17 protein-coding genes are annotated in these 15,095 nt (G+C 76.4%); 13 read left to right on the top strand and 4 right to left on the bottom strand.

The features are described from left to right. The first annotated feature begins 30 nt into the window (after positions 1–30). Positions 31–1,092 (top strand): potassium channel family protein, encoded by a 1,062-nt coding sequence (locus WCD41_RS15235; protein ID WP_373695143.1) that lies wholly within the window; start codon positions 31–33, stop codon positions 1,090–1,092. A 58-nt stretch (positions 1,093–1,150) separates the two neighbouring features. Here WCD41_RS15235 and WCD41_RS15230 read toward each other — a convergent pair whose 3' ends face one another. After that, positions 1,151–1,489: a hypothetical protein gene (locus WCD41_RS15230; protein ID WP_337714301.1), complete on the bottom strand. Its 339-nt coding sequence runs from the start codon at positions 1,487–1,489 to the stop codon at positions 1,151–1,153. A gap of 165 nt (positions 1,490–1,654) precedes the next feature. Beyond that, entirely contained in the window at positions 1,655–1,885 is a 231-nt protein-coding gene (locus tag WCD41_RS15225; RefSeq protein ID WP_337714300.1) for a hypothetical protein, read from the bottom strand. 237 nt (positions 1,886–2,122) lie between these two features. Here WCD41_RS15225 and WCD41_RS15220 point away from each other — a divergent pair, with 237 nt between their 5' ends. The 6 genes from WCD41_RS15220 (at position 2,123) to WCD41_RS15195 (ending at position 7,890) form a co-directional block, all read left to right on the top strand. Next, positions 2,123–3,193, top strand: coding sequence for an LCP family protein (locus WCD41_RS15220; RefSeq protein WP_337714299.1), 1,071 nt, complete (start codon positions 2,123–2,125; stop codon positions 3,191–3,193). Positions 3,194–3,212: 19 nt separating this feature from the next. Continuing rightward, entirely contained in the window at positions 3,213–4,715 is a 1,503-nt protein-coding gene (gene mftG / locus WCD41_RS15215; RefSeq protein WP_337714298.1) for a mycofactocin dehydrogenase MftG, read from the top strand. A gap of 189 nt (positions 4,716–4,904) precedes the next feature. Further along, positions 4,905–5,192: a hypothetical protein gene (locus WCD41_RS15210; protein ID WP_337714297.1), complete on the top strand. Its 288-nt coding sequence runs from the start codon at positions 4,905–4,907 to the stop codon at positions 5,190–5,192. A 27-nt stretch (positions 5,193–5,219) separates the two neighbouring features. Beyond that, on the top strand, positions 5,220–6,473 hold the full coding sequence (locus WCD41_RS15205) for a PQQ-binding-like beta-propeller repeat protein (protein WP_337714296.1): 1,254 nt from the start codon (positions 5,220–5,222) through the stop codon (positions 6,471–6,473). A 28-nt stretch (positions 6,474–6,501) separates the two neighbouring features. Then, the gene (locus WCD41_RS15200; protein WP_337714295.1) at positions 6,502–6,909 is read left to right on the top strand and encodes an SRPBCC family protein; all 408 of its coding nucleotides are present in this window, start codon (positions 6,502–6,504) and stop codon (positions 6,907–6,909) included. A 108-nt stretch (positions 6,910–7,017) separates the two neighbouring features. After that, complete coding sequence (locus tag WCD41_RS15195) at positions 7,018–7,890, top strand: hypothetical protein (protein ID WP_337714294.1); 873 nt, start codon at positions 7,018–7,020, stop codon at positions 7,888–7,890. 1 nt (position 7,891) lies between these two features. Here the strand turns inward: WCD41_RS15195 and WCD41_RS15190 are convergent, their stop codons facing one another. Next, positions 7,892–8,350 carry a universal stress protein gene (locus WCD41_RS15190; RefSeq protein ID WP_337714293.1) on the bottom strand — a complete coding sequence of 153 codons (459 nt, stop codon included), beginning with the start codon at positions 8,348–8,350 and terminating at the stop codon, positions 7,892–7,894. Between the two features lie 183 nt (positions 8,351–8,533). On the opposite strand from WCD41_RS15190, the gene atpF reads away from it, so the two are divergent. From atpF to WCD41_RS15165, 5 genes are all read left to right on the top strand, one after another. Continuing rightward, positions 8,534–9,037, top strand: a complete 504-nt coding sequence (atpF, locus tag WCD41_RS15185; RefSeq protein WP_337714292.1) for a F0F1 ATP synthase subunit B — start codon at positions 8,534–8,536, stop codon at positions 9,035–9,037. A 184-nt stretch (positions 9,038–9,221) separates the two neighbouring features. Then, positions 9,222–9,686 carry a hypothetical protein gene (locus WCD41_RS15180; protein ID WP_337714291.1) on the top strand — a complete coding sequence of 155 codons (465 nt, stop codon included), beginning with the start codon at positions 9,222–9,224 and terminating at the stop codon, positions 9,684–9,686. A gap of 271 nt (positions 9,687–9,957) precedes the next feature. Continuing rightward, entirely contained in the window at positions 9,958–10,827 is an 870-nt protein-coding gene (locus tag WCD41_RS15175) for a hypothetical protein (protein WP_337714290.1), read from the top strand. A gap of 124 nt (positions 10,828–10,951) precedes the next feature. Then, positions 10,952–11,854, top strand: coding sequence for a 2-dehydropantoate 2-reductase (locus tag WCD41_RS15170; protein ID WP_337714289.1), 903 nt, complete (start codon positions 10,952–10,954; stop codon positions 11,852–11,854). A 46-nt stretch (positions 11,855–11,900) separates the two neighbouring features. Next, positions 11,901–13,058 (top strand): arsenate reductase/protein-tyrosine-phosphatase family protein, encoded by a 1,158-nt coding sequence (locus WCD41_RS15165; protein WP_337714288.1) that lies wholly within the window; start codon positions 11,901–11,903, stop codon positions 13,056–13,058. 3 nt (positions 13,059–13,061) lie between these two features. Here the strand turns inward: WCD41_RS15165 and WCD41_RS15160 are convergent, their stop codons facing one another. Further along, positions 13,062–13,619, bottom strand: a complete 558-nt coding sequence (locus WCD41_RS15160; RefSeq protein WP_337714287.1) for a hypothetical protein — start codon at positions 13,617–13,619, stop codon at positions 13,062–13,064. Between the two features lie 377 nt (positions 13,620–13,996). Here WCD41_RS15160 and WCD41_RS15155 point away from each other — a divergent pair, with 377 nt between their 5' ends. Next, complete coding sequence (locus tag WCD41_RS15155; protein ID WP_337714286.1) at positions 13,997–14,857, top strand: RDD family protein; 861 nt, start codon at positions 13,997–13,999, stop codon at positions 14,855–14,857. Positions 14,858–15,095: the final 238 nt, after the last annotated feature.

The following is a 15,095-nucleotide window of genomic DNA, read 5'->3' as shown; positions in this document are numbered from 1 at the left end:
TCGTGTCACGTCGGTGGGGAGGGCCCGGGCATGGTCCTGCGGAGCCGGGTGTCGCGTGACGTCCCGGGAGGCCCGGCCGCCGGGGCCACGGTCTTCATGCCGGAGGGCCGCGTCGGCCCGGTCGTCGCGCTGCTGCGGCGCCTGTTCCTGGCGCTGGGGGCGCTGACGGCGGCCGCGCTCATCGTCTACTTCCAGCGCGACGGCTACATCGACAACAACAACGACGACGGCATCGGGCTGATCGACGCGTTCTACTACGCGACGGTCTCGCTCTCGACCACCGGCTACGGCGACGTCGTCCCGGTCACCGAGTCCGCGCGGCTGTGGACGATCCTCGTCATCACGCCGCTGCGCCTGCTGTTCCTCATCGTCCTGGTCGGCACCACGGTCGAGCTGCTCACCGAACGGTCCCGGCAGGCGTTCCGCATCCGACGGTGGAGGTCGCGCGTGCGCAACCACGTGGTGGTCGTGGGCTACGGGACGAAGGGGCAGGCCGCGGTGACGACGCTGCGCGGCGACGGCCACGACGTCGACCACATCGTCGTCGTCGACACCGACCGCGGGCGCCTCGACGCGGCGTCGGCGCTCGGGCTGGTGACGGTGCGCGGCGACGCGACCCAGTCGTCGGTGCTGCGCACGGCGGGCCTGCCGCACGCGACGGCCCTGGTCGTCGCGACCAACCGCGACGACACGGCCGTGATGGTCACGCTGACCGCCCGCGAGATGGCCCCCAAGATCACGATCACGGCGGCCGTGCGCGAGGCGGAGAACGTGCACCTGCTGCGCCAGTCCGGCGCCGACTCGGTGGTCGTGTCCGCGGAGACGGCCGGGCGCCTGCTCGGGATGGCGACGACCACGCCCGCCGTCGTCTCGGTGGTCGAGGACCTCATCTCGCCCGAGGCGGGCATGAGCATCGGCGAGCGCACGGTGACCGAGGCCGAGATCGGCGGGTCCCCGCGCCACCTGCGCGACATCGTCCTCGGGGTCGTGCGCGACGGGCACGTCCACGCCATCGACGCCCCGGAGGTGGACGCCCTCGAGCGCGGCGACCGCCTCCTCTGCGTCCGCCGCGCCGGCCCCGACGACGAGTAGGGCGTGTCAGCGGAGTGGCTCCGCGGACGTTCAGTGTCTGCAACGCCACCCCGTCGCCTCAGCGGTGCGCGGACACCGCGCAGCCCGGGCAGTCGGCCTGCTCCGCCCGGAGGCCGGGCACGACGCGCTCGACGGCCGCCCCGCAGCGGGCGCGCAGGCCGGTCGGGTCGCCCAGCTCGCCGGTGGTGACGTCGACGACGTGGCGCCGCCGGTCGTCGCGGCCGGCGGCGACGAGGACGAGCGTGCCGCCCGGGGACGGGTCACCGGGGTCGGGGCGGGGCGGGGGCGGGCGCTCACCGAGGGGTGGCGGTGGCACCGAGGACGGCATCGGGTCGAGCCCGCTCGCCGGGCGTCCACCGGGCCGCGCGTCGGGGTGGCCGGGGTCGGGGACGGTCATCGTGCGCCTCCTCCGTCGGTGTTCGAGGAATGCGGCTTTCCTGGCGTCCCACGCCAGGATCGCCACACGCTCGATCCGCGACACGCCGGGACGTGTCCCGCGACCACGGTAGGTCGCCCGCGCCCCGCTGTCGGCCCGGCGGGCGTTCGCCCGCGGCGAAGGAGCTCAGGAGCGGCGGCGGGGCAGCGGCAGGGCGTTCCCGGCGCCGTCGCCGGGGACGTCGGCCGGCGCGGGCCGGGCGGCGGGCAGGTCGCGGAGCCCGTCGAGCACGCGGGCCAGGACCTCGGGGCGCGGGGCCGGGACCGACCCCAGCGCGACGTCCGCCGCCTCGCGAGCAACCTCGCCGACCTCCCGGACGTCCAGGGCTGAGTCGCCGTCGTCTCGATCGGGGGTCACCCGACCGAGCGTAGGTCGACCGCCCGGCCGAGGGGACGACGCCGGGCGTCCGGGCGGGCGACGGCGCGCTGCGCGCGACGAACCGCGTGCAGCGGGGTGTGGGCGGGCTGTCACGCTGTGTCGACCCGGACGGGCTCACACCGCGCGGCGCGTAACGAGAGCCGCTCGTCGTCCGAGGAGAACGCAGGTGTGCCGGCCGACGGAGGCCGGACCCACGGGAGCAGGGGTGGTCGGGGCATGAGCATCGGCGGGATGGTCGATCAGGACGGCCGGGGTCCGGACCCGGACGAGGAGCGCGGACGCCGCCGCCGCGGGCTGCGCGCGCTCGTCTACGGGCTCATCGCCCTGCTGGTGCTCGTGCTGCTCGCCGCCGCCGGCGTCGTCATCATCACCCAGCAGCTGGGCTCGCAGGTCGGCCGCTACCCGTCGGTGTTCGCGCCCATCGACCCGTCGTCGCGCCCCGCGGACTCCGCGGGCGACACATTCCTGCTGATGGGCACCGACTCCCGCTCGCCGGAGCCCACCACCGGCACCGACGCGGCGCCCGACGCCGTCTTCGGCTCGCAGCGCAGCGACGTGATCATGGTCGCGACCATCGCCGAGGACGGGCAGAGCGCGAGCGTCGTCTCGATCCCGCGCGACTCGTACGTGGACATCCCGGGCCGCGGCAAGAACAAGATCAATGCCGCGCTCGCCTTCGGCGGGCCGCCGCTGCTCATCCAGACCGTCGAGCAGCTCACCCGCGTGCACGTCGACCACTACGCGGTCATCGACTTCGCGGGCTTCGCGCAGATGACCGACGCGGTCGGCGGCATCGACGTCAACGTCGGCTCCGAGTCGGAGCGCGACGGCGTCGTCGTCCCGGCCGGGGAGCAGCACCTCAACGGTGCGCAGGCCCTGGTCTACGTCCGCGAGCGCTACAACCTGCCCGGCGGCGACCTCGACCGCGTCCGCCGCCAGCAGGCCGCCCTGCGCGCGTTCCTGGAGAAGGCGCTGTCCTCGGGCACGCTGTCCAGTCCGACGGGCGCCTACCAGCTCGTCGACACCGTCACCCGCCACGTCGGTGTGGACGACTCGCTGTCCAACACCGGGCTCGCGCAGCTGGCCTTCAGCCTGCGCGACATCCGCAACTCGAACGTCTCGTTCCTGACCGTGCCGGTCACCGGGACCGGGATGGAGGGCGACCAGTCGGTCGTCTACCTCGACGAGACCGCCGGCCGCGACCTGTGGTTCGCGGTGAACACCGACGCCGTGCCGCAGTGGGTGGCCGCGCGTCCGCAGGAGCAGCTCTCCGACACGCCGCGCTGAGAGCGGGTATGCCGTCGGCATGAGCTGGGACGTCGTCATCGTCGGCGGGGGCTCGGCCGGCTGCGCGCTGGCCGGGCGCCTCTCCGAGGATCCGGGCCGGCGGGTGCTCCTGCTCGAGTCCGGGACGGCGGTCACCGACGCGGCGCGGTTCCCCGCCGAGGTCCGCGACGTCGCCTCGCTGGCCGCCTCCGACCCCGACGGGCCGCACACCTGGGACGTCGGCGTCGACCTCACCGGCGCCCGGACCACACGCGTCGGACGGGGCCGGCTGCTCGGCGGGTCGAGCGCGGTCAACGGCGCCAACCACGTCCGCGCCACCCGGGCCGACCTGGACTCGTGGCCGGGCTGGTCGTTCGACGAGACGCTGCCCTACTACGTCCGCGGCGAGCGGGACCTCGACATGGGCGGGCCGCTGCACGGCGACGCCGGCCCCGTGCCCGTGGTGCGGCCCGCGGGGGAGCTGCGCGCCGCGGTGACCGAGCGGTTCCTCGCCGCCGCGGCAACGGTCGGCGTGCCCACCGAGCTCGACAAGAACGGCGACCAGCCGCCCGGGGCCGGGCTCGTCCCGGCGAACGTGCGGCGCGGGGTCCGGGTGAACGCTGCGATGGCCTACGTCCTGCCCCACCTCGACCGCGGAAACCTCACGGTCCGCGGCGACGTCACGGTCGCGCGGGTGCTGCTCGACGGCGACCGGGCGGTCGGCGTCGAGGGCGTCGGGGCGGACGGGGTCGGGGAGCGCATCGAGGGCGGCGAGATCGTCCTGTCCGCGGGCTCGGTGTGCACCCCCGCGCTGCTCGCCCGGTCGGGCATCGGCCCGCCGGACGCCCTGCGCGCGGCCGGGCTGCCGGTGCTCCACGAGCGGCCCGGCGTCGGACACGGCTACAGCGACCACCCCGCGGTCTTCCTGGCGTTCCCCGATACGTCGGGCGACGGCGGGCCGCACCCCGACGCGCCGAGCGCGCAGGCCGCCGTCCACCTCGACGCCGGCGACGACCCCGCGGGCGACCTCGAGATCCTGCTCTTCGCCCGCCCCTTCGCCCCCGGCGGGGCGATCCACCTCATGTGCGCGCTGCAGGCGCCCGAGAGTCGGGGGGTGATGACGTTCGAGGCGGACCCCCACCGGCCGCCGCGCCTCGAGCATCGCTACCTCGCCTCCGGGCACGACCGCGCACGGATGCGCCAGGTCGTGCGCCGCGCGGGCGAACTGCTCGGTGCGGGCGGCCTCGCGCTCGGGCCCGAGCGGACGTTGGACGACGGCTCGCTGGACGCGTGGATCGCCGCGCACCTCACGACGTCGGCGCACCTGTGCGGCAGCGCCCGGCTCGGCACCGCCGACGACCCCGGGGCCGTCGTCGACCCCGAGCTGCGCGTGCACGGGCTGCACGGGCTGCGCGTCGTCGACACCTCGGTGCTGCCCACCGTGCCCCGGCGCGGCCCGGCGGCGACGGCGCTGATGCTCGGCGAACGGGCCGCGGACCTCGTCGCCGGGCGGCCCCTCGCCGCGAGCGGGCGGAGAAACTGACGCCCGACGTCAGCGTGGCCGCCAGGCTGCAACACGGCTTCATGACCTGCGGTGACGCCCGATTCGTGCCCGGAGGTGCCGGAGCGTCCCGTCCCGTCGCCCGACACGGTCACAGCTACGACACGATGGGGTGGGACCAGGTCACGTTGTCGGTGATCGCGACGACACTCCTCGCGAGAACCGCTCGAGGTGATCGAGGAGTCCGCGATGTCGTTCCTGCGCCGCCGTGCCGACGCGTCCGTCGCTGTGCCCGGACCCGCGCCGGAGATCGTCCCGGAGATCGTCGGGGACACCGCCCCGGAGACCCCCCGCCGCCTCACCCGCGCCGAGCGCAAGGCCCTCAAGGCCGAGCAGGCGGCCGCCGCCGAGCTCGCCGCCCGCGTCGCCCGCGCCCAGCGCCGTCTCGCCCAGGCCACCGGGCCGCTGCCCGTCGTGCCCCAGCGCCGCTCGCCGGAGAACGCCGTCCCGTCGGAGTGAGCGCGCGCGCATGAGAACCTGCGCGGCGTGCGTGCCCGTCTGCTCGCCGCGGTGGTCGTCCCGCTCGCCACGGCCCTGCTGCTCGCCGCCTGCGGGAGCACGCCCGTCGGCAGCGCGCCGCCGCCGTCCTACGACCCGCCGACGGGCTTCGCCGCGCCCACCGGCAGCCTGTTCGGCGGCTCCGGGACGCGGGTGTTCGGGCGCGACGCGGACGCCCTGCCCGCCGCGCTGATCGGCACCGCGGTCTGGGCCACCGACGGCGGGCGCGTCCTGCGCACCGACTCCACCGGCGCCGAGATCCCGGGCCCCGTCGCGCCGGCGGGCCGGTTCGCCGCCGGGAAGCCGGTGCCGACGCCGGACGGCGGTGTGTTGGTCGGCGCGGCGAGCGTGGTCCCGGGCTCCGGCACCACCCCGCCCGGCCTGGCGGTCGACCTCCTCGCCTTCGACGCGACGAGCGGCGCGCTGCGGTGGAACGCCCCGACGGTGCTGCCGTGGTCGGAGCGCCCGCCGGCGGTGACGATGACGGTCGCGGGCGTCGTCGCCGGGGTCGGCGTGCTCACCGCGAGCACGGACTCCCAGCGGACCGCGATCGGCGTCGACCTCACCTCGCACCAGGTGCTCTGGACCGCCGACGGCGTCGCGGCCGACGCGGTGCTCGCCGACGGGCCGGCGGGCGGCACCGCGCTCGGGGTGGCCACGGCACCGGGCGGCAGCCGCGCGTACGCCGACTCGACGCTCGTCGGGCTCGACGTCGTCACCGGCCTGCGGCGCTTCGCGCCCGGCGACGTGCTGCGGGCGCCGGAGATCACGCCGGCGGGTCCGGGACTCGCCGTGGTCAGCGGGCGCACGGCGGCCACGACGCTCTCGGCCCCGTCGGCGTCGCTGCGCTTCGTCGACGCCCGGGGGGCCACCGTCCGCACGGTCGACGTCGGGCGCTCGTACACGCCGCCGCGCTGCGTGTGGGACGAGGCGGCCACCACCGTCTGCGGCGGCGACACCCGCGTGTTCGCGGTCGACGCCGCGTCCGCGGCGCCGCTCTGGGAGCTGCCCGACCCCGCGGCCAACCGCGTCGCCCCGCGGATGACGACGGCCTGGCACGGCGCGGTCTACGGGACGACGGTGAACGGCCCCCTCGTCCTCGACGCGCGCACCGGCGCCGACCGGGACACGCGGCCGGGCGCCGCCCCGGTGCTGGTCAACGCCTACCTCGGCCTCGGCGCGGAGGCCGGCGGAGTCGCCGGCTTCGGCGGCGGCGCGACGATCACGCCGGCGATCCGGTGAGACCGGCGGGGCCGGGGTAGCCCCCGGCATGGGTGACTACGAGCACACCACCGACGTCCGCCGCCCGCCGGAGGAGGTCTTCGCCTACCTCGCCGACGTGGAGCACCTCCCCGAGTACTTCAGCGGCCTCGAGAAGGCGTGGAGCGCCGGCGGCGAGGAGATCGGCGTGGTCGCGAACGTCGAGGGCGAGCGCTACGAGGGCACGGCCTGGCTGCACGCCGACGCGGACGCCCGCAGCCTGCGGTGGGGCGCCGAGCGCTCCAGCGGCTACCACGGCGAGCTGTTCGTGACGGGGATCGGCGACGAGGACTCCCGGGTCACCGTCACGCTGCACACCGAGCGCGCCGACGGACCCGGCATCCGAGCCGGGCTCGAGCAGACGCTCGCCGAGCTCAAGCGGATCCTCGACGGTTCGGGGACGGAGCGGATCGGGTGAGCGGGTGATCGGCACGGCCGATCAGGCGGACTGAATCGTTCGACGTGGCGACGGTCACGTCGGCATGGCATCGTGGAGGGCTCCCCGATCCGAGTGAGCGGAGAGCCAGTGCGCATCCCGTTCGTCCGTCGTCGTCCCACCACACGCACCACCACGGGCCCCACCACCGCGGCGGCCCGGGCCACCACCACGGCCCGGGTCGTCCCCGGTCCCGAGGTCATGGTCGGGATGGAGTACCTCGACCTCCCCGCCCGCGAGGCGTTGCGCCCGCCGGCACCGGAGGTCGCCGTCTGCGGTATCGACCCCCAGGTCCCGGGCACGCCCGCGGTCCCGCGGCTGCACGTCGTCCTGCCCGGCGAGGGGGCACGGCCCGACTCCGTCGGCGAGCTCCTCGACCGCGCCGGCGACGCGGACGGGGTGCGCGTCCGGCGGCTGACGGTCGACGTCCGCGGCCTGCGCGACGTGCTCGAGAGCCGCGGCGGGTGGAACCTGCTCGCGGCCCTCGTGCGCGAGCCGTCCGACCGGGTGACCAACGCCGTCTTCCGCGCGACGATGGCCCGGCCCGCGCCGGACGGCACCGGGCCCGTCGGCGCGGTGCTCGAGGACGGCGACGTCGACGTCGAGGTCTGCGTGGTCGGCGAGGGCGACACGGTGGCCGGGCGCTGCCGGCGCGAGCTGGGACGCGGCCGGCTGTCGCTGACGAGCTTCCTCTCCGAGTCCGAGCGCCTCACCCGCCGGCTCGCCGAGGCCCTGGCCCGTCCCCGCGACCGCGGCACGCGGCGCTGCTTCGAGCAGGCGCTGGGCGACGTGCTCGCCGACGCCCCGCTGTCCGCGCTGCTCGGGCGCCACGGCGCGGCGCCCTACTGCTCGGTGCCCGGCACGTGGGCGACGCCCCCGACGCCGGCCACGCCGGCGCCGCGGCGCAGCGACCTCTCCGAGCGGGTCGAGGCGGCCGTGACCCTCGAAGAGGCGTCCCGCTGACCTAGGTCGTGTGGACGATCAGCACGTCGGTGGGGGAGCGGCGGGAGACCTCGGCGGGCACCGACCCGAGCAGGCGCCCGGCGAAGCTCGCCAGGCCCTTGTTGCCCACCACCACGAGGTCGGCGTGGTGCAGCTCGACCTTGTCGCAGATCGCCTGCACCGGCTCGCCCTCGACGGCGACGGTGTTGACCTCCTCGGCGCCGGCCCGCCGGGCGACGTCGCGCGCGTCGCGCAGCTTCTCCTCGGCCGGGTTCGAGCCGATGATCTTGTAGGCCTCGTCGCCCAGGGCACGCTCCGCCTCGGCCTGGTCGCGCGTGCCCGAGCGCCCGGAGCGCTCGTAGGCGCAGATGATGAGGAGCTTCGCGTTCGCGTCCGCGGCGATCGACGCGGCCCGCGTGACGGCCGTGGTGGCCGAGGAGGAGCCGTCCGTGCCCACCGCCACCAGCTTGTAGTCACCCACGGCGGCACCCTAGGGGGCGGCTCGGCGCCCCGGAGGTGCGGGGCCTCACGGGTGCCCCGGGGTCGCCCCACCGGGAGAGATCGGACAGACTGTGCGCGAGCGCCCGACCGGCCGTGCCCTGCGCCGCCGGTCCGTGGTGCCCGCGACGCAGGACGACGACCCGAACAGGCGGTGCAGCCGGCGATGACCCTGGCGAGTGGCTACTTCGTGCTCACCCCGATCTGGCACGAGATCGTGATCGGGCTGATCGCGTTCGGCGCGCTCTTCCTCGTCATGACCAAGGTCTTCATGCCGCGGCTGGAGAAGGTCTACGCCGAGCGTCACGACCGCATCGAGGGCGGGTTCGAGCGCGCCGAGCAGGCCCGCGCCGAGGCCCGCCGGGTGCAGACCGAGTACCGCACGCGCATCGGTGAGGCCCGCGACGAGGCCGCGCGCATCCGCGACGCCGCCCGCGAGGAGGGCCAGCGCCGCAGCGACGAGGTGCTCGCCGCCGCCCGCGAGGAGTCGGCCTCCCTCGTCTCCCAGGGCCGCGAGGAGCTCGCGACCCAGCGGTCGTCGGTCGCCTCCGACCTGCAGCCCGACGTCGCCCGCCTCTCGCGCCGCCTCGCCGGCCGCATGCTGGGCCGCGAGATCGGTGACGACGAGTACCGCCAGGTCGTCGACGACTACCTCGGCCAGCGCGTCTGAGCCTGCCCGGCTCCCGCAGCGCCGTGCGCTGCGAAAACCGGACCCCACGGACAGAACGCCCGCGTGAGGTCACGGTGAGGTCACGATTGTCGCGTGTCGCCGTCGCGACGGCCTCGTGTCGGTAACGGGCCCGCCGGAATCCCGATGAGTGCCCGAGGACACACCGGGCGAACGGGGCGGGCACATGGACGGGCCGGCGGCGGAGCAGGGCACTGACGTCACGCACGGTGGTTCCCCGGGACGGGGCGGGCCCTGGCTGCGCTCCCTCGTCGGGCGGCTGGCCGTCGTCGCGTGCCTCGTCGTCGGTGGACTGCTCGTCAGCGCGCAGCTCCCCGACCCCGGGCCCGCCCGCGCCGCCGACCCCGTGTCGGCCGCCGACCCCGCACCCGCTCCGGCGCCCTACGGCGGCGCGCTCGACGCCCCGGACCCGGGCGGGTCGTTCGACGAGTCCCAGGTGCTCGAGGTCGCGATGCTCGCCCTCGGGTCCCTCAACGGCCTCGCGTTCGCCGCCGTCGTCATCGTCAGCCGCTTCCGCGGGAGCTCGGCCGCGGAGACCCGCCGCGCCCTGATGACGCGGACCGCGCGCGGCGTCCCGTCGGGTCCCCGACCCCGCCGGATCGGCGGGACACGCCACCGGAACGCGGTCTGACGCCCCGCCGACAGACGGAGCATCGACCTCGCCCGTGCCCGCCGAGACGGGTCGTGGACGACCGAGCGGCGGTACCGATGACGCCCATCGGCGCCGATTCCGGCTGGTAAGCGGCTCACCGGGTGAAGGAGATCCCCCGAACGGGCTGTTCCGTGAGCCGTCTGCAACGCGTCACGCTGGCGGGGACGATCCACCGGGTGACCCATCGACGCCGATCCGACGCCCACGGCACACCCGGCGGCGTCACATCCTCGCCCGTGAAGGAGCGCCGTTGTCGACCGACGCCGCGACCCCCGAGACACCCGCGCGCCCCGAGACCGACGGGGCGGACGACGGGTCCGCGGTCGACGGCTCCCCGTCCGGCGAGTCCCCGTCCGACGGGGCCGGCGAGACCGCTCCCGACGAGACCGCGCCCGACGAGACGGCGAGCACCGACGTGACCGCGACCGACACCCCCGCCGAGAGCCCGGCCGACGCCGACACCGACGGTGGCTCCGGGACGGAGGCGGCTCCCGGTGAGCCGCCGGCGGACGAGACCCCCGTCGACGAGGAGAGCTCGACCCCTCCGGTGACCCGGGTCCCGGACGTGCCGCGCCAGGCGTCGCCCGACCACGACCGGCAGTCCGACGCCGGTCCGGGCCCGGTGGCCGACGACGCCGGTGGCCGGCTCACCGCCCGCCTGCGCGAGGCCCGCGCGCGCCTCCAGCCCGAGCCCACGGTCATCCCGGCGCCCCGCACGCCCGAGGGCGTGGTGCCGCCGGCCCCGTTCGGGCGCGGTGGCAGCACGCCGCCCGCCGACCTCCTGCGCGCCGTCGACGAGCTCGCGGCCCGGCTCGCCGAGCTCGAGCAGGACCGTGACGCGCCAGCACCCGAGCGGCACGCCCTGGTGTGCGCGCTCGACCGCTCCGCGACCGGGGTCCCCGACGGCGGGTGGTCCCGCGAGGACGGCCTCGACGCCGAGTCCCTCGCCGACGCCGGCGACCTGACGCTCTCGCTGCACGACGCGGCCGCGGCGCTGGTCGAGCGGCTCGACGCCGAGGACCGGCCGGGCTCGGCGGCCGAGGTCGGCGGGGTGGTCACGGCGCTGCAGGTCGCGCGCATGGTGCTCGACCTCGAGGCGTTCGCCCGCCACGGGCGCTGACCCCGTCGCGGGCGTGATCCCCGCGGGTGCCCCGCCGACCCCCGCTCAGGGGGGGTCCGAGGAGCACCCGGAGCGATCAGGGCCGCCCTCCGGCCCCTGAGGGGCGCGGACGACAATCGCCGTCGTGGCGAGTGTCGCGGTGATCGGGGCCGGGGCGATCGGCGGTGTCCTCGCAGCCCTGGCGTCCGACCGGGGCCACGACGTCACCGTGTGCGTGCGCACCCCGTTCGACGTGCTCACCGTCGTCGCCGACGGTGTCGAGCGCGCGGTGCCCGTGACGATCGCGACCGACCCGGGCCAGGTGACCCCCGCCGACTGGGTCCTGCTGGCGACGAAGGCCCAGGACACCGCCTCGGCGGCGGGCTGGCTCGGCGCGCTCGCCGGGCCGGGCAGCGTGGTCGTCGTGGCCCAGAACGGCGTCGACCACACCGCGCGCGTCGACGGCCTCGTCGACCCCGGTGCGACCGTGCTGCCGGCGTCCGTGCGGCTCGGCGCCGAGGCGGTCGCGCCCGGGCGGATCGTGCACCACGACTACGCGCAGCTCACGGTGCCCGCGGGGGAGGCGGCGCGCGGTCTCGCGGCGCTGTACGGCACGGGCGGGATCGGCGCGCTGCGTGTGGTGGCCACCGACGACTTCGTGACCGTGGCGTGGCGCAAGCTCCTCAGCAACGCCGTCGCCAACCCGATCACCGCCCTGACCGGCCGCCGCAACGACGTCCTCACCGAGCCGGCGACGCGGGACCTCGTCGTCGACCTGGCCCGGGAGGTGCTGGCCGTCGGGCGCTCGGCGGGGGCCGCGCTCACCGACGACGACGTCGACGACCTCGTCACGATGTACGACCGGATGGCGCCCGGGCTCGGCACCTCGATGCTCTACGACCGCCTTGCCGGACGTCCGCTCGAGCACGAGTACCTCACCGGCGCGGTGGTCGCGACGGGCGCCCGGACGGGGGTCGCGACGCCGCTGAACGCCGCCGTCCTGGCCCTCCTCCGTGGGCTGCGCACCCCCTCCGACCAGGTCGACTGATCCCATGGACTCGCGCCGACGGCCACCGACTGCGACGATCGGCCGTATGAACGGTCGGGGAGACGGGGCTCCGCGGCGTTTCCGGCTCCTGTTCGTGTGCACCGGGAACATCTGCCGGTCCCCGTTCGCGCGGTTCCACGCCCGCGCGTTGCTCGAGATGCGGCTGGGTCCGCGGTGGGCGTCCTGGTTCGACGTAGCCAGTGGCGGCACCGGGGCGGTGGTCGGCGCGGAGATGCATCCGCTCTCGCGCGCGCAGCTCGGGCCGCTCGCCCAGCACCCCGACGTCGCCGCGTTCCGCGCCCGTCAGATCCCGGCCCGCGACGTCGAGCTCGCCGACCTCGTCCTGACCGTCAGCCGCTCCCACCGCTCGGCCGTGCTCGAGCTGGAGCCGCGCGCGCTGCGCAGCACGTTCACGATGCCCGAGTTCGCGCGGCTGCTCGAGGGTGTCGACCACGCGGCCCTCCCGACCGACCCCCGGGAACGCGCGCACGCCCTCGTCGCGGCGGCCCTCGCCGAGCGGGGCCAGGGTGCGCCGGTCGACCCGGAGGACGACGCGATCCCCGACCCGGTGCAGGGGGAGATCGACGCCCACGTCGAGGCCGCCCGGCGGATGCACGCGGCGATCCGCCCGCTGGTGGACGCGATCGGGGCCGCGGTGCCGTGGCCGGCCCGCCCGCCCCGCCGCGGTCCGATGCCTCCGATGCCCCAGGGGCCGCCGTCCAGAGCACCCCAGGGAGCGCCGCCGGGCCCACCGCCGGGCCCGCCCCGCGGCGCCGTCCCCGCCGGTGGTCCGCCGTTCAGCCCGCCTGCCGGGCTGCCGCAGGGGCCTCCCGGTCCGGCCGGTCCGTACGGACCGCCCCCGGTGCCCGTCGGTGCGCCGGGCCCCGGCCCGTCCGGACCTCCCCCGCCCGGGGCGCGCCCGCCCGTGGCGCCGCCCGGTTCCGCGCCGGGAGCGCCGCCCCTGCCCGCGCAGCACGGCGCGCCCCGACCGCCGATCACGGCCGACCGGTTCTCCCCGCCGACCCCGGACGACCGCGTGCGCCCGGAGCACGGCGACGCCGCGGACGGGCACGGCTCCGTCCGCCACGGGGACGCGCTGAACGGCCGGCACCGCGACGACCTCGGCGAGGACCTCAGGGACGACCTCGGGGACGACGTCGAGGCCGCGCCGGAGGAGTACTCGGTGCCGCGCGCGGGTCGCTGAGGCTCAGCCCGACCAGGCGTCCTGGGGGCGCGGCAGGTGCCGCGTGAAGGCCAGCGCGCGGCGCACCCGCGCCCCGGGACGCGAGGCCGCGGTCCCGTCGGGGGCGAGCAGGGGGCGCCAGACCGACCCCGAGTCCATCTCCCCGGACGTCACCGGACGGCCGCCGGCGGCGCGGTCGACCAGCTCGGCGCAGGGTGGGACGGCGCCGGCAGGACGGACGACGCAGATGCGCAGACGCTCGCCGCGGGCGGTGACATGGAGGCCCGAGCGCGACGAGCGCCCGATCTCGAGGGCGAGCTCCGGGGGCGTCCCCTCGAACAGCACGCCGCGCGTGGACTCGAAGCTGAGCCGCCCGTAGCGCAGGCGCAGGACGCCCGGGACGTGGGTGACCTCGCGGACGATCCACGCGACGCCGGCGACGTCGGTGGCGCGGACGTCGACCACCGCGGTGGTCGCCGTGTTCGCGGCGGAGGGGGCCGACCGTGGGGCGGGCACGGCCGCGACCGGCGGCGGCGAGGCGGTCGACGGGCCCGCGGTGGCGGGCCGGGGCGGGACGGCCACGGTGACCTCCTCCCGGTTGTTGCGGTGTCGTGACCTGACCTACACCCAACGCGCGAGGTCCCTCGGGTGTCATGCTCCGGCCGGGCGAGGCCGGGTGGGCAAAGGGGTGATCCCGCGACCGCCGCGAAGGGTGAACGCGGAGGTCCCTCCGTGTGGGCGACAAGAGCCCGACGAGCCCCCCGGACGGTCCGACCGGTCGTGCCCTCCGTGACCGGTCGCTGGCATGCTGCCCCGCCAAGGGCGCAGCGGTCGGCTCCACGGACGACGGACGGACGCCCGGAGCGCGTCCGGGGCGCGGCTCCGCGCCGGACGAGCACTACGGTGAGCAGCCATCGGGGAGCGGAACGCCCTCGTCGACGACTTCGGGAGAACAGAGCGTGAGCAACCCCGGCGGATACCAGCACCAGTCAGGTTTCGGATCGACGCCGGGTGGCTATGAGCAGCAGTCCGGCTTCGGTGACCCGTCGGCCGCGGCGTCCGGCCCGCAGGACCCCGGCCAGTCCCCGTACGGCCAGCAGCCCCAGTACGGCCAGCAGCCCGGCTACGGGCAGCAGCCGGGCTACGGGCAGCAGCCGGGCTACGGGCAGCAGCAGGGCTACGGACAGCAGCCCGGGTACGGCCAGCCCTTCGCCCAGCCCGACGCCGGCTACGGCCAGCAGTACGGCCAGCAGCCCGGGTACGGCCAGCAGCCCGGGTACGGGCAGCAGTACGGCCAGCAGGGGTACGGCCAGCCGCAGTACGGGCAGCCGGGCTACGGCCCGCAGTACGGGCAGCCGGGGTACGGCGGGATGCCCGGTGGCGACCCCACGGACGTCGTCGGGTCCCGCGTCGGCCAGTACATCCTGGACGGGCTCATCACGGCCGCGGGGCCGTTGGTGCTGCTCTTCGTCGTCATCGGGATCGCCGGGGCGTCGGGCGACCCGGAGACCGCGCTGACGATCATCGGGATCGGCTACACCCTCTTCTTCCTCCTCTCGCTCGGCGCCGGCTTCTTCATCAACGCGTACTGGCCGTCGACCCACCAGGGCCAGACGCCGGGGATGCGCTGGCTGGGCGTGCGGATCGTCCGCGAGGAGGACGGCGGCGAGCCCTCGCTCGGGCAGTGCACCGCACGGTGGCTCCTCTTCGTCGTCGACGGCCTGCTCGCCGGCATCGTCGGGCTGATCGTCATGTCGACGTCGGCACGTCACCAGCGCGTCGGCGACATGGCCGCGAAGACACTGGTGGTGCGCGCCTGAGCAGGCCGTTTCGCGAAACGGACAACGTCGTCGGTGGGTGAACGGTCCCGCCGGCACGCCGTCACTCCTCCGTGAGCAGGCACTGGGCCGCCCGGGCGAACCTGAACGGATCTGGCCGAACCGCGAAACAGCGGCTGACCGCCGAACGACTTCCGGGCCGTAACCAGGGGCGCCACCCAGGCGCCCGACGGCACGAGTCGACACGAACCGGCCAGGCCGGCGCGTGGTGGAGGCGGTC

The sequence above is a fragment of the Actinomycetospora aeridis genome, assembly GCF_037400275.1.
Taxonomy (GTDB): domain Bacteria; phylum Actinomycetota; class Actinomycetes; order Mycobacteriales; family Pseudonocardiaceae; genus Actinomycetospora; species Actinomycetospora aeridis.
This window is presented reverse-complemented; position numbering and strand designations above follow the sequence as displayed.

Bases quoted from the DNA above. Each gene is read 5' to 3' on its own strand.
- WCD41_RS15235 (WP_373695143.1), top strand. From the start codon at position 31: ATGGTCCTGCGGAGCCGGGTGTCGCGTGACGTCCCGGGAGGCCCGGCC.
- WCD41_RS15230 (WP_337714301.1), bottom strand. From the start codon at position 1,489: ATGACCGTCCCCGACCCCGGCCACCCCGACGCGCGGCCCGGTGGACGC.
- WCD41_RS15220 (WP_337714299.1), top strand. From the start codon at position 2,123: ATGAGCATCGGCGGGATGGTCGATCAGGACGGCCGGGGTCCGGACCCG.
- mftG (WP_337714298.1), top strand. From the start codon at position 3,213: ATGAGCTGGGACGTCGTCATCGTCGGCGGGGGCTCGGCCGGCTGCGCG.
- WCD41_RS15200 (WP_337714295.1), top strand. From the start codon at position 6,502: ATGGGTGACTACGAGCACACCACCGACGTCCGCCGCCCGCCGGAGGAG.
- atpF (WP_337714292.1), top strand. From the start codon at position 8,534: ATGACCCTGGCGAGTGGCTACTTCGTGCTCACCCCGATCTGGCACGAG.
- WCD41_RS15180 (WP_337714291.1), top strand. From the start codon at position 9,222: ATGGACGGGCCGGCGGCGGAGCAGGGCACTGACGTCACGCACGGTGGT.
- WCD41_RS15165 (WP_337714288.1), top strand. From the start codon at position 11,901: ATGAACGGTCGGGGAGACGGGGCTCCGCGGCGTTTCCGGCTCCTGTTC.